The 15,189-nt window shown below is 62.2% G+C and carries 20 protein-coding genes and 1 pseudogene; 17 read left to right on the top strand and 4 right to left on the bottom strand.

Going from position 1 to position 15,189, the window contains the following annotated elements:
- Nucleotides 1-216: 216 nt before the first annotated feature.
- A complete protein-coding gene (locus tag BJ928_RS21215; RefSeq protein ID WP_047630825.1) occupies nucleotides 217-555 on the bottom strand; it encodes a hypothetical protein in 339 nt (112 codons plus the stop codon).
- 93 nt (nucleotides 556-648) lie between these two features.
- Here BJ928_RS21215 and BJ928_RS21210 point away from each other — a divergent pair, with 93 nt between their 5' ends.
- The 10 genes and pseudogenes from BJ928_RS21210 (at nucleotide 649) to BJ928_RS21165 (ending at nucleotide 6,019) form a co-directional block, all read left to right on the top strand.
- On the top strand, nucleotides 649-837 hold the full coding sequence (locus tag BJ928_RS21210; protein ID WP_047630826.1) for a hypothetical protein: 189 nt from the start codon (nucleotides 649-651) through the stop codon (nucleotides 835-837).
- 3 nt (nucleotides 838-840) lie between these two features.
- The gene (locus BJ928_RS21205; RefSeq protein WP_047630827.1) at nucleotides 841-1,020 is read left to right on the top strand and encodes a hypothetical protein; all 180 of its coding nucleotides are present in this window, start codon (nucleotides 841-843) and stop codon (nucleotides 1,018-1,020) included.
- A gap of 1 nt (nucleotide 1,021) precedes the next feature.
- Nucleotides 1,022-1,372 carry a hypothetical protein gene (locus BJ928_RS21200; protein ID WP_047630828.1) on the top strand — a complete coding sequence of 117 codons (351 nt, stop codon included), beginning with the start codon at nucleotides 1,022-1,024 and terminating at the stop codon, nucleotides 1,370-1,372.
- Complete coding sequence (locus BJ928_RS21195) at nucleotides 1,366-1,869, top strand: hypothetical protein (protein ID WP_047630829.1); 504 nt, start codon at nucleotides 1,366-1,368, stop codon at nucleotides 1,867-1,869. Before BJ928_RS21200 ends, BJ928_RS21195 begins: the two co-directional genes overlap by 7 nt.
- Nucleotides 1,866-2,153, top strand: coding sequence for a hypothetical protein (locus BJ928_RS21190; protein WP_047630830.1), 288 nt, complete (start codon nucleotides 1,866-1,868; stop codon nucleotides 2,151-2,153). The genes BJ928_RS21195 and BJ928_RS21190 overlap by 4 nt, the downstream gene beginning before the upstream one ends.
- Nucleotides 2,131-3,222 (top strand): tyrosine-type recombinase/integrase, encoded by a 1,092-nt coding sequence (locus BJ928_RS21185; protein WP_047630831.1) that lies wholly within the window; start codon nucleotides 2,131-2,133, stop codon nucleotides 3,220-3,222. The genes BJ928_RS21190 and BJ928_RS21185 overlap by 23 nt, the downstream gene beginning before the upstream one ends.
- A gap of 338 nt (nucleotides 3,223-3,560) precedes the next feature.
- Nucleotides 3,561-4,697: pseudogene (locus BJ928_RS21180) on the top strand (tyrosine-type recombinase/integrase); the annotation flags it as partial.
- Nucleotides 4,698-4,974: 277 nt separating this feature from the next.
- The gene (locus BJ928_RS21175; protein ID WP_052227624.1) at nucleotides 4,975-5,277 is read left to right on the top strand and encodes a helix-turn-helix domain-containing protein; all 303 of its coding nucleotides are present in this window, start codon (nucleotides 4,975-4,977) and stop codon (nucleotides 5,275-5,277) included.
- Nucleotides 5,278-5,289: 12 nt separating this feature from the next.
- A complete protein-coding gene (locus BJ928_RS21170) occupies nucleotides 5,290-5,658 on the top strand; it encodes a type II toxin-antitoxin system RelE/ParE family toxin (protein WP_047630833.1) in 369 nt (122 codons plus the stop codon).
- 1 nt (nucleotide 5,659) lies between these two features.
- On the top strand, nucleotides 5,660-6,019 hold the full coding sequence (locus BJ928_RS21165; protein ID WP_082011832.1) for an XRE family transcriptional regulator: 360 nt from the start codon (nucleotides 5,660-5,662) through the stop codon (nucleotides 6,017-6,019).
- A 63-nt stretch (nucleotides 6,020-6,082) separates the two neighbouring features.
- Here BJ928_RS21165 and BJ928_RS21160 read toward each other — a convergent pair whose 3' ends face one another.
- Both BJ928_RS21160 and BJ928_RS21155 read right to left on the bottom strand, forming a co-directional pair.
- A complete protein-coding gene (locus BJ928_RS21160; protein WP_047630834.1) occupies nucleotides 6,083-6,538 on the bottom strand; it encodes a VOC family protein in 456 nt (151 codons plus the stop codon).
- 143 nt (nucleotides 6,539-6,681) lie between these two features.
- Nucleotides 6,682-7,068: a helix-turn-helix domain-containing protein gene (locus BJ928_RS21155; protein WP_052227625.1), complete on the bottom strand. Its 387-nt coding sequence runs from the start codon at nucleotides 7,066-7,068 to the stop codon at nucleotides 6,682-6,684.
- A gap of 122 nt (nucleotides 7,069-7,190) precedes the next feature.
- Between BJ928_RS21155 and BJ928_RS21150 the strand changes: the two genes are divergently transcribed.
- The 7 genes from BJ928_RS21150 to BJ928_RS21120 all read left to right on the top strand — a co-directional run bounded on the left by BJ928_RS21150 (nucleotide 7,191) and on the right by BJ928_RS21120 (nucleotide 13,033).
- Nucleotides 7,191-7,826: an NAD(P)H-dependent oxidoreductase gene (locus BJ928_RS21150; RefSeq protein WP_348628239.1), complete on the top strand. Its 636-nt coding sequence runs from the start codon at nucleotides 7,191-7,193 to the stop codon at nucleotides 7,824-7,826.
- 21 nt (nucleotides 7,827-7,847) lie between these two features.
- Nucleotides 7,848-8,465: a DsbA family oxidoreductase gene (locus BJ928_RS21145; RefSeq protein WP_047630836.1), complete on the top strand. Its 618-nt coding sequence runs from the start codon at nucleotides 7,848-7,850 to the stop codon at nucleotides 8,463-8,465.
- A gap of 26 nt (nucleotides 8,466-8,491) precedes the next feature.
- On the top strand, nucleotides 8,492-9,406 hold the full coding sequence (locus tag BJ928_RS21140; RefSeq protein ID WP_052227626.1) for an SDR family oxidoreductase: 915 nt from the start codon (nucleotides 8,492-8,494) through the stop codon (nucleotides 9,404-9,406).
- A 76-nt stretch (nucleotides 9,407-9,482) separates the two neighbouring features.
- Nucleotides 9,483-10,118 carry a DsbA family protein gene (locus tag BJ928_RS21135; protein ID WP_052227627.1) on the top strand — a complete coding sequence of 212 codons (636 nt, stop codon included), beginning with the start codon at nucleotides 9,483-9,485 and terminating at the stop codon, nucleotides 10,116-10,118.
- A complete protein-coding gene (locus BJ928_RS21130; RefSeq protein WP_082011833.1) occupies nucleotides 10,115-11,389 on the top strand; it encodes an MFS transporter in 1,275 nt (424 codons plus the stop codon). Before BJ928_RS21135 ends, BJ928_RS21130 begins: the two co-directional genes overlap by 4 nt.
- A complete protein-coding gene (locus BJ928_RS21125; RefSeq protein WP_063769452.1) occupies nucleotides 11,370-12,323 on the top strand; it encodes a LysR family transcriptional regulator in 954 nt (317 codons plus the stop codon). The genes BJ928_RS21130 and BJ928_RS21125 overlap by 20 nt, the downstream gene beginning before the upstream one ends.
- Before the next feature lie 134 nt (nucleotides 12,324-12,457).
- A complete protein-coding gene (locus BJ928_RS21120; protein ID WP_281024148.1) occupies nucleotides 12,458-13,033 on the top strand; it encodes a helix-turn-helix domain-containing protein in 576 nt (191 codons plus the stop codon).
- A 132-nt stretch (nucleotides 13,034-13,165) separates the two neighbouring features.
- Here the strand turns inward: BJ928_RS21120 and BJ928_RS21115 are convergent, their stop codons facing one another.
- On the bottom strand, nucleotides 13,166-14,998 hold the full coding sequence (locus tag BJ928_RS21115; RefSeq protein ID WP_245432449.1) for an EAL domain-containing protein: 1,833 nt from the start codon (nucleotides 14,996-14,998) through the stop codon (nucleotides 13,166-13,168).
- Nucleotides 14,999-15,189 lie beyond the last annotated feature (191 nt).

Raw genomic sequence — 15,189 nt, 5'->3', positions numbered from 1 at the left:
GCACTTCAACAGCCCGCCGCGTCGCGGGCTTTTTGATGCTCTTCGCCCCAATGAGGGACATATCCCTTTTTTTAACTTGACGAGGGGATATGTCCCGCATTAGCCTTGAATGCATCCGGTGACCTCCTCCTCCCATCCCGGATACCGCGAAAGGTGCCGCCACCCTTCCTCATGGGTGGCGGCATCGCGGTCGCAGGGAAAAGGAGACGTCAGTTGTTATTTCTCTTTGAGAAGTCCGCGCTCATTTTTGCCGTTCGGCCCATACAAGGTCAGTGCGGTCGAGCAGATGGCTTGCTCGGTTTTTCCGGCCCATGGCGCTTCCTGCCGCCGTGCCTCCGCAAAAACCTCTCGTCGATCTTGATCGACGTCAAGGTTGATGCCGTAGCTGGCTACGAGCGGCACCACTGGCCCATAGAGGTCGAGTTCAATGCGCGGGCACAACTTCTGAAACGCCAGCACACGCGCGAGCGTCTCAATGGCGTCCTGCCTTTCATCGGCATGCGTACCGCCGGCAAGCGACACGAAAATCGCGACCGCACAAAACAGTCTTTTCATTTGTACCCCCACTCAACCCACCCTTGCACCTTGGCACATTCGGCCGCCGAGGCAAGGGACTCGTATCAGGCCGATAGAAACCGGAGCCTTCACATGTCCAAGTCCAAGATTTCAGCTGCCGACCAGATCGATATCAAGCTTGTCGTCAACGCCACCGTCGAGCGCGGATCGATGACGGAAAATCAGATTCTGGCCCTTGGCATCAGCCGCGAAAGCTATGTTCGGAATATTCCGCATATCGCTGCCGAGCTGCGCGCTCGTAACATCGACTGCGCAGCCTAAGCCATGAACCATTTCACCCCCTTGCGCATCCCGTATCGACGCCGCTCGCTTGCCGGCCGCGTCCTGATCGCTGCTTGCGTGGCCGCTTCGTCGGCCTCGCTGCTGGTCGCCGCCAACAACATCGCCAAGACGTGGCACGCCGCATCGAGCATCGGCCGGCCCGTCGTCGCCGGAGGGAACTGACATGGCCAGACACAATCAAAAGCTGCCCGACCGTGAAAAGCTTATCGAACATCTCTTAGCCGGCATGGATCGCCACACCATTGCCGCGCGCTACCAGGTGCAGGTCGGCACAGTTCGCCAGCGCTTCGCCAATCTCGACATGATCGCAATCGAGCGCGAAATCATGTTAAGCCGGAAACCCGCACCCAAGCCTGAAACGCAGTTGCGGCCAGGCACGCGCATAGCGGCCGACCGGATCGTCATCACGCGCGCCTATTCGGCCGGCGAATTGGGCGGCTCCATCCTGCGCAGCATCTCGCTACCCCGAGTCTCCTATCACGCGGCCTATCTGCGGGAGGCCGGCCGATGCTGAAGGAATTCGAAGGAACCAAATATTGCCCCTTTGATTGGCTCGATGAAGTGGTGCCGGTGCTGGCCGACGATCCCGCCGACATCGTCTTTGCCGGTGGCCCGACCGGCTGGCTGATGTTGGCTGACGAACATGAGCAGGACGAGGAAGAGGCTTCGTGCCGTCGACCCCTCGAACCCGGCCAGGTCGTCCAGTTTGGCGCAACCCGCGTCTACGGCACCTTTGAAATGTGGATTGGCGACGATGGCGGCTATGATTTTCCGGAGCCGTATCCGGCCGATGCCACACATTTTCGACTGGCAGACGGCGACGACTTGGACATGCACGACAGCATCGACGAGTTGGTGAAGGCAGGTAGCCCGGAGGATTTGGCGAGGAACACGCCATTGGAGCCGGGAAGCTACGGTGTCGACATCTGGTATTGGTCCGATCCGATCCCGTTCCGCTTCGAAGTCGAGGACGGCAAGCCGAAGTTCGTTCGTTGTGCGGGGGTCTCATGAAAGCTCTCCGCGCTGAAATCCTGCCGTCATCCCTGCCGCCGATCGGTATCAGCCGTGAACAGGCGGCCGCCCTCGTGGGTATCGGTACAAGCCTCTTTGACAAGGCCGTCGACATCGGAACGATGCCCAAACCTCGTATGATTGGCGAAAGGCTGGTCTATGACGTTGGCGAACTGATCGACGCTTTCAAGAAACTTCCTCACAAGGGCGGCGAGCAGGATGAGCTTGACGCAACCTTCGTAGCGGGCAATGCTTTCGACAATGCCAAAAAAGCTCAACGATAAACTGCCCAAAGGCGTTAGCCTCGATCGTGACTGGCGCAGCCGCGAGGCGCGTTACTATTTTCGCGCGCCGGGAAAGAGCAAGGTCCGCCTGCGCGAGACGCCGGGCACAGAAGCCTTTGACAAAGAGGTCGCTTGCGCGCGTCTCGGCGTCCCCTACGAGCCGGAAGGCGCGAAGCCGGCGCCGCCGATCCTCAACCGCAAACATGCGGCCGGAACCGTCGATTGGCTACTGGAAGAATATAAGCGGCGCATCAAAGGCAAGATCAACGACACGCTTTTGGCGAGGCGGTCGACCATTCTTGAGGATGTTTGCGACTATAAGTATGGCGAGAAGCGCTGCGGAGAGTTGCCCTACAAGGATATGATGCGCCGTCATGTCCTGGAAATGCGCGATGCGCTGCGGGAGACGCCAGGCGCGCAGAATGAAATCGTGCGCGCCATATCGGCAATGTACTCGTGGGCGATCGAGAACGATATCGAAGACGTGCAAAGCAATCCCGCTTCAAAAATCAAGCTGCTCTATTCCGGCGACGGCTTCCACACATGGACTGTCGAGGAGGTTCGGCAGTATGAGGCAGCGCACCCGGCCGGCAGCAAGGCAAGGCTGATGCTGCACCTGGCGCTCTATACCGGGCTGCGGCTGAACAACCTCGCCATTCTTGGCCGGCAGCATATCCGCGACGGCGTTCTCACCATCCGCCCGGAGAAGACGAAGAAAACCAGCAACGTCACGGTCGAGATCCCGGTGCTGTCGGTACTGCAGACGACCATCGACGAAAGCCCGCTCGGAAACATGACGTTCCTCGTCAACGAGTTCGGCAAGCCTTTCACGACTAAAGGCTTGGGAAACAAGATGCGGGACTGGTGCAACGAGGCGAAGCTCTTTCACTGCACAACCCACGGCCTACGTAAAGCCGGCGCTACGATCGCAGCGGAGAACGGCGCGACTGACGAAGAGCTGATGGCCATTTTCGGCTGGACGACGAAGAATCAGACCACGCGCTACACCAAGAAGGCACGGCGGAAAAAGATCGCTGCAGGCGCAATAAACAAGCTGCTGCCGACCTGAGCCGAAGAACAAAAGTGGCTCATTTTTGTCCCACGCCTTTTGAGGTAATTAAATGTGGGGCAAAAATTGGTAAATTCGCAAGGAAAATCAACGGCGAATTTTATGAGTGGTGCCCCATGCCGGAGTCGAACCAGCACTTCTTTCGAAACTCGATTTTGAGAGACCCCAGATGCCCTATCCTTTGTGTATCCGGGGGTATCCGTTTTCCCGATAACCGACTGTCAGCACTAGCTTTTTTCGGATATCGAGTCACCCATACCTAACCGGATGTACGCCACGGTTGGCTTTCTAGGTGCACCTATATTGCACCTGAAAACCGGCCTCATCGGAGGTTAGGAATGCCCAAAATCAAACTCACCAAGACCGCTGTCGACGCCGCAAGCCCGCAGGAGCGCGATTACGAACTCCGGGATACGACGATACCGGGGTTCCTTGTCAAGGTCACCCCGGCCGGCCGCAAGATTTTCATGGTGGCCTATGTCGCCCACAACGGACAGCGCCGAAAGCCCGCTATCGGCCGCTATGGGGAGATCACCGTCGAGCAGGCCCGCGGGATCGCGCAAGACTGGTTGGCCGAGGTTCGCCGCGGTGTCGATCCCAGCGCCGAGCGAGCCACAGCGCGGCAGGCGCCCACGGTCAAAGAACTGTTCGACCGGTTCATCACCGACTATTCGGAGAGCCGCAACAAGCCTTCCACCGTCGAGTCGAACCGCGGTTACGGCAAACGCTACATCATCCCGGTGCTCGGCCAACTGAAGGTGCCCGACGTCACCCGCGCCGACATCTCGGACCTGATGAAGAAGATGGCGAAGAAGCCAACTAACGCAAACCGCGTCCTCGCGGCCGTGCGGAAAATGTTCAACATGGCCGAGGTCTGGGGTATGCGCCCCGATGGCTCCAACCCCTGCCGCCACGTCCCGAAGTTCCCGGAACGGGGAAAGACCCGTCTGATCACCGACAGCGAGATGAAGAGGCTCTTCGCGTACCTCGCGCGCGCCGAGGCGGAGGGTCTTGAGCATCCCTTCATCCTCCTCGCGATCCGGCTGCAGTTCGAATTCGCCGCGCGCATGTCGGAGATCCTCCAACTCGAATGGTCGTGGGTCGATTACGACAACCGGCGCGTGGTATGGCCTGACAGCAAGACCGGCGGCATGTCCAAGCCCATGAGCGCCGAAGCGCAGCGGCTCTTCGAGACCGCACCGCTCCTTGAGGAGTCACCGTTCGTCTGCCCGTCCGTATTCGATCCCAGCCTGCCGATGTCGAAGCACACCTATTACCAGGGCTGGCGGCGCATCCTTGAACGTGCCGGGCTCCCGCATATCGGAACGCATGGCATCCGCCATCGCTCGGCGACCGACATTGCCAACTCCGGCGTCCCGGTGAAGGTCGGCATGGCGCTCACCGCTCACAAGACGGTGACCATGTTCATGAAGTACGTGCACACCGAGGACGACCCGGTGCGCGCTGCGGCGGAGGCGGTAAACCAGCGGCGTCAGGCGTTGCTTGGCGGTCCCCCGGCGAGCCCGCCTCACACCGCCATGCCGACGCCAGTTGTGGTCGTGCCTTCGGTGGCTCCTGAAGTCGAGCCGATTGAGCCGGTGCTGACGGCGGCCGGCAAACCGCTTGGCTACGAGGACGGCCAGTATGCCTCCCGTACCAAGCTCGGAAACTATCGGCCGTTCCGTCATCGCTCCGGTGAAAATCGCGCCGTCCCTCCTGGCACCAAGCGCGACGAGCCACAGGAGGCGAGCCATGCGTAAGGACACCAACCCGCAGCGTCGTTGGCCTACGCCGGACATCCTGCGTCGGGCTAGGTTCGTCGACGACGCTGGACCGATCCGGTTCGTCGATACGGAGGCCGCCGCCCGCTACCTCGCCCTCGAAGCGCATACTCTGGAATGCTATCGCTCGCTTGGTGGCGGACCCGTTTTCCATAAGTTCGGAAAATGGGTCCGCTATGCAGTCGACGATCTTGATGCCTGGGCCGAGAGTTGCCGTCGTGTGACCACGGCGTCGCCGGCCGCGCCGCGCATCCTTCCCATTGACCTCGCATAGCTTGGAGGCTATATGACTTGGGAAGTCAGATTGCATTCGGCCTTTGAGGACGACGTACTGGGCTTTGAGCGCGATGTCCGTGTCGCAATGTTCGCCGCCACCAAGCTGCTTGCCGATTTCGGCCCGCAGCTTGGCCGGCCCCACGCAGACACGCTCAAGGGGTCCAGACACGCCAATATGAAGGAGCTGCGCTTTGAGGCGGCCGATGGCGAATGGCGCGCAGCCTTCGCCTTCGACCCGGAGAGAAACGCGATCATGCTCGTGGCCGGCGACAAGTCGGGAGGAAGTCAGAAACGCTTCTACAGGGGCCTAATCGCAAAAGCGGATTTACGGTTTTCCGATCATCTGGAAAACCTGAAATCCGCACAGAAGGGAAAGTGAGATGGGCAAGACCATCGACGAAATCATTGCCGAACTCCCCGCGGATGAGCAGGCGGCGATCGAGGCCCGCTATCAGGTACTGAAGCAGGAAGTTGAAGGCCTGCGCGAGCTGCGCCAGATCGCCGGCAAGGCTCAAGCTGACATCGCAACGGCGCTCAACATCAAGCAGCCTTCGGTTTCGAAGATCGAGAGCCAAGCGGATATGTATCTCTCGACGCTTCGCAGTTATGTCGAAGCAATCGGTGGAAAGCTTGAGCTAACAGTGAAGTTGCCAGCTCGCCCAATGCTTACGATCCACCATCTCGGCGATGTTACCGGGTCCGCGAGCAAGTCAACTGTCGCGCGGCGCGCTCGTGGTTGATCTCACAGAAGAAACTTCGCCGGCACAATTCGAACGCACGGTTTCGGCGGCCTCCCCGAACCCTTACCGATTGCTGCCGAGCGGCTCTGCCAGTCCGATGAGAAGTCCCTCGGGGCCGCGGATGTAGCAGAGCCGATACGCCTCCTCGTACTGAACCACTTCGCCGACGAGCTGCGCACCGTGTTTGCGGAGTCTGGCGAGTGTTTCGTCGATATCGCTCACTGTGAACATAGCACGCAGGTAGCCGAGGGCGTTCACCGGGGCGTTCCGGTGATCGGCGACCACAGGCGGAGTGAGGAAACGCGAGAGCTCGAGGCGGCTGTGGCCGTCGGGCGTGACCATCATGGCGACTTCGACGTGCTGATTACCCAGTCCAGTGACGCGCCCGGCCCATTCTCCTTCAATCGTGCCTCGCCCCTCGAAAGTCAGGCCAAGCTCGGTAAAAAAAGAGACGGCATCATCGAGAGATTCCACCACGATGCCAATGTTGTCCATTCGTAGCAATTTACTGTTAGTCATGATTTCCCTCGTGTCCTTGTTGTAGCTGCCGGACGGTAGCCTCTTGACCTGCAGCCGCCAGAAAGTTCTGCGACGCGCATCGGCCGTCGTTGAGCGTCACCGACTTTTCCGAGAACGATCGAGAAGCTGACGCGCTGATCCCCTTACGTCGTTTCGTCATACGCCAAACGGGCGTGATTGATCGCTGCATGGCTGCGATCGGCCCATCGAACAAGGGCAGCCAGCGGCTTTAAAATCGTCTCACCGAGGGGAGTCAGGCGGTACTCGACACTGGGCGGCTTGGTCGGGAATACCTGTCGAGCGATCATGCCGTCACGTTCCAGATCGCGGAAGGTTTGCGTCAGCATCCGCTTGGAGATGTCGGGGATCGCGCGCTGAACAGCGCTGAAGCGATGCGGGCCGTTCGCCAACGTCACCAGTACCAACGTCGACCACTTGTCACCGATCCGGTCGAGAACGTCCCTCACCGGGCAATTCGGGTCGAACGGCCATTTTTTCGGCTGTTGTTTGAGGGAGGAATGGCCTGGCATTTCCCCCGATACCGGAGTGGTTACGTTCACCTCACCCTGTCCCAAAATCCTGCCTCCTTCACGCTTCGTATGGTCTCATTTATATACCTTGTACGCATTACAAACCACAAGGAAGAGCGACCATGAGCGAGAAGAACGCCGTGAAACTGCTGCATATCGACACGAGCATCAAAGCGACAGGATCCTTAAGCCGGGAAATGTCAGCGGCGGCTGTCGAGCGCCTGAAGCGTGAAGCTCCGGATATTGCGGTCCATTATCGCGACCTCGCCGCACATCCGCTCGGCGATATTACCGGACGCGTTTTCGCTGCCCACGCAAAGGGCGCGGACGTTAGCGATTTCGATCCCGCCGAACGCAGCGACCTCGCCGAAAGCGGGAGGGTCCTTGAGGAGTTCATGGCCAGCGACGTGATCGTGATAGGCGTGGGCTTCTACAATTTCAGCGTTCCAAGCTCCCTCAAGGCCTGGCTCGACCGGATTTTAGTCGCTGGAAAAACGTTCAGCTACACCGCAAGCGGTGTGGTCGGATTGGCGGGCGGTAAGCGCGTGATCGTTCTCCTCGCGCGGGGCGGACTCTATGGCGAGGGATCGCCGAACGCGCGCCATGAACATGCGGAGACGTACCTCACGTCCATCTTCTCGGTGATCGGGGTCGAAAACCTTGAGGTGATCGTCGCCGATGGCGTGGACATCAGCCCAGAGCTGCGTGCCGCCGCGGTCGAGCGCGCCATGGGCAGCATCGAGGCGCTGGCGGCTTGATCCCGATATCGGAGGCGTAACATGCTTAAGATCGATCTCTATTCAGATCCCATCTGCCCATGGTGCATCATCGGGGCGTATCGGCTCGACAAGGTTCTGCGGGAACGCTTTCCCGGTCTCGATGTCGAAATCGAACACATCCCATTCGAACTGCACCCCGACGCTCCGGCGGAAGGCTTTCGCATCGCCGATTATTTCAGGCGGAAAGGCATTCCAGACCCAAAGATCGCCTTCGCTCGCCCGGAAGCCGAAGCGCGCGCCTCCGGCCTCGATCTAGATCTCAGCAAACAGGCCTTCGGTTATCGGACCGTCGATGCCCATACGCTGCTGAGGCATGCCCGCAAGCGCGGAACGCAGCACGATCTTTCGATGGCCCTGATGAACGCGAACTTCCATGAGGCCCGCAATATTTCCAACAAGGATGTCCTGGCGGAGATCGCAGCGCGGCATGGTTTCACGGCCGAGGAAGCGCGAGCCATCCTGGCCGATCCCGCGGAGCAGGCGGAAACCGAAAGGCAAACCGCTGCGTCCAGAGCCAAGGGCGTGCGCTCCGTGCCCACCTTCGTTATCGGCGGAGCCGCCATGGGAGGCGGCTCGGAGGACGAGATCGCGGCGGCCATTGCACAGGCACGCCGCTGATGGCCTCACTTGCAAGGAAGAAGATAATGCCCGCCTCCCCGAAGCTCTTCGTCACTGGTGCGACCGGCCAGCTCGGCGGGCTCGTCATCGACACGCTGCTTGAGACGGTGCCCGCCAGCGCGATCGTCGCAGGCGTGCGTGATCCAGCCAAGAATGAGGGCGCCGTAAACGCGCTTCGCGAAAAGGGCATAGAAATCCGTGCTGCCGATTATACCCAGCCGGCAACGCTGGCGAGCGCGTTTGCGGGTGTCGATCGGTTGCTCCTGATTTCCAGCAGCGAGAACGGCAAGCGCAAGGTGCAGCACCGCAACGTCATCGATGCGGCGAAGGACGCCGGTGTCGGTCTGATCGCCTACACCAGCATTCTCCACGCGGACACCTCGCCGCTGTTCCTTGCGGAAGAGCATCGCGACACGGAAGCGGCCCTGGCGGAATCTGGCGTGCCGTTCGCGCTGCTGCGCAATGGCTGGTATTCGGAGGTCTATACGTGGCGGCTGCCGCTCGCCTTCAAGCATGGTGTCTTCATGGGCGCGGCGGGAGAAGGCCGCATCTCGTCCGCGGCCCGTGCCGACTATGCCGGGGCGGCGGCGGCCGTGCTGGCGGGCGGCGATCACGCCGGCCGCACCTACGAGCTGGCGGGCGATGCGTCCTTCACGCTGGCCAAGCTGGTCGCCGTGGTGGCCGAAGCCTCGGGCAAACCGATGACCTATCAGAACATGACGCCGGACGCGTTCAGGGTAGCAGTACTGAAAGCCGGCGCGCCGGAGATCGTTGGCAAGATCCTGTCGGATACCGACGCGGGCGTGGCGAAGGGCGCGCTGTTCGATGATGGCGGCGCGCTTGCCCGGTTGATCGGGCGGCCGACCACGCCTTTCCAGGCCACGATTACCGAATTCGTGCGCCACCAGCAGGCCGGCGGCGGGGCTCCTAGCCACGCATAATCTGCTCTCCGTTTAACCCGAAACTAACCCCCAATCTGAAGCGGCTGCTGCCGTTGCAGATCGCGAGAGGTGATGCATGACGACACCGATACTGCACTACATCCATGATCCCCTTTGCGGCTGGTGCTACGCCGCCAGCCCGATGGTCGAGGCGGTTGCCAACGCCGGTATCCCGATCGCACTGCACGGGGGCGGACTGATGGAGACCCCGACACGTCTGGCGCCTGACAAGCGCGCTTATATCCGGCGCAGTGACGCGCACATCGCGGAATTGACCGGCGTCACGTTCGGCGCTGCCTACCTCGACGGCCTACTCGTGGATGCAGACTCTGTGTTCTGGTCGCGTCCGACAATCGCAGCCGTTCTCGCCGCCGGCACTATCGAGCGGGGCGCCGAACTGCGCATGCTGCGCGCCATCCAGCACGCCCATTACGTCGAGGGGCGTCGTGTGGTGGACGTCGCGGTGCTCACCGCCGTGGCGGGCACCATCGGCCTGGCGGAAAATGCCTTTAGCCTGGCGCTCGAAAGCGTAGCGGTGGACGAGCACATTGCCGCCGCCCGTCGCCTGATGCAGCGCGCGGGACTGCGCGGCTTCCCCGGTTTCCTGCTGGAACGCGGCGCCGATCTCATCCGCGTCGAGCACGAACCCTTCTACGGGCGTCCTGCGGAGTTCGTGCGCGCGATCAAAGCCCTCGACTGGGTCTCGACATGACTGGGACGAGCATGGCGGCATCAGAAATCACGAGGCAGCCGGGGTTTGCCCATGCGGTCCTGGTCCTGGGCGGGTTTATGATCGGGACGACCGAGTTCGCGACCATGAGTTTCCTGCCGGCCTTCACGTCCGATCTTGCTGTCGATGCACCGACCGGCGGGTACGTCGTCAGCGCCTACGCGCTCGGCGTTGTCCTGGGCGCGCCGATGCTGGCCGTGGTCGGCGCGCGCCTCGAGCGCCGTCTTTTCCTCATCCTGCTGCTGATTTGGTTCGGTGTGGGAAACTGCCTCAGCGCGACGGCATCGAGCTTCGGCGCATCGGTGGCGCTTCGGTTCCTGACGGCCATCCCGCATGGCGCGTATTTCGGGATCGCGGTTCTCGTTGCGTCCGGCATGGTTACCGAAGCGAAGCGGGGCGCCGCGATCGGACGCGTGCTGCTGGGCCTCACGCTTGCCACCACGATCGGGGCGCCGGTGGCGACGGTCATCTCGCAATGGCTCAGCTGGCGCTGGGGTTTCGGAGTGCTGGGCCTCCTTTCGTTCGTCGCCGCCGCTCTGATCCTCTTCGTCATCCCGGTCCAGGCGAGGATCGCGGGCGCCTCGGCGTCGCAGGAGCTGGGCGCGCTGCGCCGCGGCCAAGTCTGGCTGAGCCTCGGGATCGGCGCTGTCGGCTTCGGAGGGCTTTTCGCCGTCTACACCTATCTCACATCGACGCTCGAGCTGGTGACGAAGGCTTCGGCCAGTGCGATCCCTTTCGTCCTGGCCGTCTTCGGAGTCGGCCTGACCTGCGGCAACCTCGCCGCACCTCACCTCACTAGGCGCGGCCCGATGCCCGCCATCGGCATCCTGCTGGCATGGAGCGCGCTGGCGCTTGCTCTCTACCCGCTGACTGTCGACCATCTGTGGTCGATCGGAATCGCCGTGTTCGCGATCGGCTGGGGTGGCGGCCTCGGCACCCTGTTGCAGATGCGTCTGATGGATGTCGCCGGCGATGCACAGGGGCTGGCTGCGTCGCTCAATCACGCCGCCTTCAATACCGCAAACGCTCTTGGACCCTGGCTTGGCGGGCTCGCCATCGCCGCAGGCTACGGCTGGGCATCGACGGGATGGGTGGGCTGCGGCCTGGCGCTGGGCGGCTTTGTATTTTGGATGCTGGCCCTTGCCCACGACAGCCGCGCCGTGAAACGCGGCCAGCTAATTGGAGACACAAGGGGCGAGCGGGCGGCAAACGATCTTCGGCAGCCTGCGTCCGATGCCCGACCTCGCGCTTGATCTACGCCACCTTCGAGACGCGATGCTTGTCATTCAATATGGCAGCCTCCGGCGTGCTGCAGAGGCAACGGATGTCTCGCAGTCGACATTGAGCCGGCGTGTTCAGTCACTCGAACGTCGGCTGGGAATCGTTCTCTTTGAGCGGACCAAAACTGGTACGCGACCGACGCTGGCGGGCGAGCGCTTCTTGCGTAACGCCGAGTTCGGCGCGGAACATCTGCGTCGGGCCGTCGGTGACATCGCTCTGATCAAGAAGGGCTTCGTCGGCGGGCTGCGGATCGGCGTCATGGGCTCCTTCGCACAGGGGCCGCTTGCCGATCTGCTCGCGACCTATCGCGAGCGGTTTCCCAAGATCGAGGTGAGGATCAGCGAGGGCACGTCGCATGCGCATGCCCTCGCGGTGCTGAACGGCAGGATCGACGCGGCATTCATCGTTGGCGAGCCGCATCTTCCCGGCTGCGACACCAGACACTTCTACGACGAAGCGCTCTTCGCCGCGATTCCCGCCGATCATGCCCTGGCCTCGCGTACGAGGCTGGCCTGGGAGGACCTGCGCGATGAGACGCTGCTGGTGATGGCTGACGGGTCTGGCCCGGAGGTGGAGGGCATCATTGCCCGCCATATTTCATGCCTGGGCTTCCGGCCCGAGATCGCCGTCCACCAGGTCGGACGCGACAACCTCATGAACATGGTCGGCAAGGGCTATGGTTTGACACTTGTGGTGAGCTCGATCCTTGGCGCCACCTATCCCGGAGTTCGGTTCATTCCGATCGAGCCGGCCGAAATTGTCACCTGGAGCGTCGTGTGGCCCAGGAACAATGCAAATCCCGCGCTGAAGCGGCTGCTGGAACTTTGCGATGCCGTAGTCCGTCCCGCGATGACAGCGCCGGTGGGATATCGCCGCAGCAGTTCCCCGCCGACGCTGACGCCGTGATCTGAGCCGAGGCGCATCGACGCTGACCTGGAGTCTGGAAAAACGCTTGCAGACCTTCCTGTCTTTGCGCTGCGCAGCGAAACGTACGTGGAGGCAGGCGATCTCGCGCAGATCGAGATGGTCGCCTCGGGGAGCTGGCGTCGCGCGTGCCGCCGCCGCCGGAAGCGCCATCCCCGCCGATAGGCAAGACGGTCTCCGACGCCGGCGCCGGTCTGCTCGACGCGGCGCTGCGCCTACTCCGCCTGCTCGACAATCCGGCCGCGCTGCCCGTGCTCGGGCCGCTCGCCGAGCAGGAAATTCTCTATCACCTGCTCGCCGGCCCGGACGGCGCCAGGATGCGCCACATCACTTCCAGCCAGGGTCGGGTGGCCCAGATCGGCCGCGCCATCGCCTGGATCGGCCAGAACTTCCGCGAACGGTTCAGCATCGAACGACTTGCGGCGGAAGTGGGCATGAGTCCGTCGAGCCTGCACGAGCATTTTCGCGCCGTGACGGCGATGACGCCGCTACAATTCCAGAAGCAGCTCAGGCTGCAGGACGCGCGCAGCCTCATGCTGGTCGACGACATCGATGTCGCGACTGCCGCTTTGCGCGTCGGTTACGAAAGCCCGACGCAGTTCAGTCGCGAGTATCGCCGCCACTTCGGAGAACCGCCGGCGCGCGACATCGCCCGCTTGCGCGCTTCGCCCGGCTTGGCCGTGATGGCTTGAGTTCAGCTTACCGGCGAGCGTCAAGGCTGGGAGCCACGTCTCCGGTTCTTCACTGACACCGTCGGCACCCGCTGCCTTGCTCGGGAAGCATATCAACGCTGCCTTTCGGGAAACCCTGTCCAGAGCATAGCCTCACCTTGGAGCGCCATACGTTCCAGTGCGCAAGCCCGTCGCGAGCTCGGGCAGCGATCGCGTCATTGCATGGGTCGACATCAGCGAGATCGCCCCGTCCATTCCTTCCGCGTACCGACGCAAAAGCTCAGTCATCGCCGTGCGATCGACCGCCCGCGAGAACTCAAAGCCTTGACCAAGGACACATCCCATCATCCAGAGCTGGCTGGCCTGAACCTCAGTCTCGATCCCCTCGGCCACCACACGGATGTCGAGCTGGCGCGCGATGTCGATCAACCCCTGGACAATCACCATCGCCGGATCGTCGGGCCATAATTGGGCGACGAAGGATCGGTCGATCTTGATCGCGTCCACCGGCATGCTGACGAGATGGGTTAACGAGGCATGGCCGGTCCCAAAATCGTCGAGCGAGACGCGCACGCCACTGCGCCGGAGCCTGCTGATTTCCGCGGAGATGACCTTGTCACGCCGACCCACCGACACATTCTCGCTCACCTCGAGGATGAGGTGGTCGAGCGAGACGCCAGCTCGACCGAAGCTGTGCTCAAGCTTGCGTGTGAGATCGCCCGCATAAAAGTCGGCCGTCGAGACGTTCACGCCGACATATTGGAATGGAATGCCGGCATCGAGCCAGCCGCGGACATCCTTGGCGACGATCGAGAGCATGCGGCCCGTCAGCGCCGCCGCCACCTTGACGTCCGATGTCGCGTCCTGGAATTCGCTGGCCGCGATCACCTCGCCGGCCGCCGTTCGAAGCCGGCATAGCGCCTCGACACCGACGATCTCGCGCGTGTCGAGACGAACGACCGGCTGATAATAGGCGTCGATGCGCCCCTCTGCGAGCGCCGCCGTAACGTCGCGAATCGCGTCGAGCCGATGGGTGATCCGGCTGCCGATGCCGGGCCAGTAGCGAACGAATCCGCCCCGGCCGGTCTCCTTGGCATGGTACAGCGCGAAATCCGCATTCTGATAAACGTCCGCCGCCGCGTTCCCCGCAAGCACTGCGCCGCCGATCGTGGCGGCCGGAACGACGACATGGCCATCGCAATCCGCCGGCGCTTCCAGCGCCGCGAAAATCCTGCCAGCTCGCGCCTCCAGATCGGTCAGGGCCTCCGGATACTGCACGATGACCGCGAACTCATCCCCGCCGAGCCGAAAGGTGACATCCGGCAACATGGCCGCCGCGATCCGCTCGCCGGCGGCGCGGATCAACCCGTCCCCAGCCGGATGACCGAACAGGTCATTCACGGTCTTGAGATTGTCGAGGTCAACAATGAACAGCGCCCACGATCCCGGCGCGTCGCAGGCCATGCTGGCGAGAGCCATGTTGAAGGCGGCCCGATTTGGCAGTCTCGTCAGTCCGTCGACGCTTGCGCGCCGCTCCCGGTCGGCGACACGCTCGTGACGCCGAAGCGCGATCTCGCAGAGCTCCACGCATTGGGCGATGACGGTCCTCTCGGGCTCGAGCGGAGACCGCGGCTCGCGAAAATATAGGGCCAATGCTCCGACCGGCTTGCCGTCCTGCCCCGTGATTGGAGCCGACCAGCACGCCTTGAGGCCCGCGGCGAGTGCAAGATCTCTGAGCTTCGCCCATTTTGGATCCGCGCTGATATCGGTCACGAAAACCGGCTGCCGCAGATAGGCGGCCCTTCCGCAAGAGCCCGCGTCCGGTCCCATCATCAGGCCCCCGATGGCGCCGCTGAGTTCAGCGGGCAAACTCGGCGCCGCAAGAGGATCGAGAAGGCCCGCGGGATCGATCCGCATCACGGTGCAGATGACGCCGGGCAACAATGCCTCGACTTCCTGGCAGAGCTGGTGAACCGTGTCCTGCACGGGGGCGCCGTTTGCGATTAGGCGCAGAATCCGATTTTCGAAACAAAGCAAATCACGAGGGCCACCTACCCGGCAACAATATCATCGGCGACTATAATAGTCGTCATAGGTAAATCCTGGGTGAGCTTGATTGCTAAATTTCGAATTAAGCATGGCCTGGGAGGGGAAAGCCTTCCCCTGCGGCCGAGCCT

Origin of the sequence: Rhizobium sp. WW_1, assembly GCF_003610155.1 — a bacterium.
Taxonomy (GTDB): domain Bacteria; phylum Pseudomonadota; class Alphaproteobacteria; order Rhizobiales; family Rhizobiaceae; genus Rhizobium; species Rhizobium tropici_A.
Note: the sequence above shows the minus strand (reverse complement) of the source record. Positions and strands in the feature narration are given on the sequence as shown.

What these genes read in the sequence shown, in the direction of transcription:
- BJ928_RS21150 (WP_348628239.1), top strand. Translation starts at nt 7,191, where the DNA reads ATGAGCGAGAAGAACGCCGTGAAACTGCTGCATATCGACACGAGCATC.
- BJ928_RS21160 (WP_047630834.1), bottom strand. Translation starts at nt 6,538, where the DNA reads ATGACTAACAGTAAATTGCTACGAATGGACAACATTGGCATCGTGGTG.
- BJ928_RS21205 (WP_047630827.1), top strand. Translation starts at nt 841, where the DNA reads ATGAACCATTTCACCCCCTTGCGCATCCCGTATCGACGCCGCTCGCTT.
- BJ928_RS21175 (WP_052227624.1), top strand. Translation starts at nt 4,975, where the DNA reads ATGCGTAAGGACACCAACCCGCAGCGTCGTTGGCCTACGCCGGACATC.
- BJ928_RS21135 (WP_052227627.1), top strand. Translation starts at nt 9,483, where the DNA reads ATGACGACACCGATACTGCACTACATCCATGATCCCCTTTGCGGCTGG.
- BJ928_RS21200 (WP_047630828.1), top strand. Translation starts at nt 1,022, where the DNA reads ATGGCCAGACACAATCAAAAGCTGCCCGACCGTGAAAAGCTTATCGAA.
- BJ928_RS21155 (WP_052227625.1), bottom strand. Translation starts at nt 7,068, where the DNA reads ATGCCAGGCCATTCCTCCCTCAAACAACAGCCGAAAAAATGGCCGTTC.
- BJ928_RS21170 (WP_047630833.1), top strand. Translation starts at nt 5,290, where the DNA reads ATGACTTGGGAAGTCAGATTGCATTCGGCCTTTGAGGACGACGTACTG.
- BJ928_RS21125 (WP_063769452.1), top strand. Translation starts at nt 11,370, where the DNA reads ATGCCCGACCTCGCGCTTGATCTACGCCACCTTCGAGACGCGATGCTT.
- BJ928_RS21140 (WP_052227626.1), top strand. Translation starts at nt 8,492, where the DNA reads ATGCCCGCCTCCCCGAAGCTCTTCGTCACTGGTGCGACCGGCCAGCTC.
- BJ928_RS21195 (WP_047630829.1), top strand. Translation starts at nt 1,366, where the DNA reads ATGCTGAAGGAATTCGAAGGAACCAAATATTGCCCCTTTGATTGGCTC.
- BJ928_RS21185 (WP_047630831.1), top strand. Translation starts at nt 2,131, where the DNA reads ATGCCAAAAAAGCTCAACGATAAACTGCCCAAAGGCGTTAGCCTCGAT.
- BJ928_RS21210 (WP_047630826.1), top strand. Translation starts at nt 649, where the DNA reads ATGTCCAAGTCCAAGATTTCAGCTGCCGACCAGATCGATATCAAGCTT.
- BJ928_RS21130 (WP_082011833.1), top strand. Translation starts at nt 10,115, where the DNA reads ATGACTGGGACGAGCATGGCGGCATCAGAAATCACGAGGCAGCCGGGG.
- BJ928_RS21190 (WP_047630830.1), top strand. Translation starts at nt 1,866, where the DNA reads ATGAAAGCTCTCCGCGCTGAAATCCTGCCGTCATCCCTGCCGCCGATC.
- BJ928_RS21145 (WP_047630836.1), top strand. Translation starts at nt 7,848, where the DNA reads ATGCTTAAGATCGATCTCTATTCAGATCCCATCTGCCCATGGTGCATC.
- BJ928_RS21165 (WP_082011832.1), top strand. Translation starts at nt 5,660, where the DNA reads ATGGGCAAGACCATCGACGAAATCATTGCCGAACTCCCCGCGGATGAG.
- BJ928_RS21215 (WP_047630825.1), bottom strand. Translation starts at nt 555, where the DNA reads ATGAAAAGACTGTTTTGTGCGGTCGCGATTTTCGTGTCGCTTGCCGGC.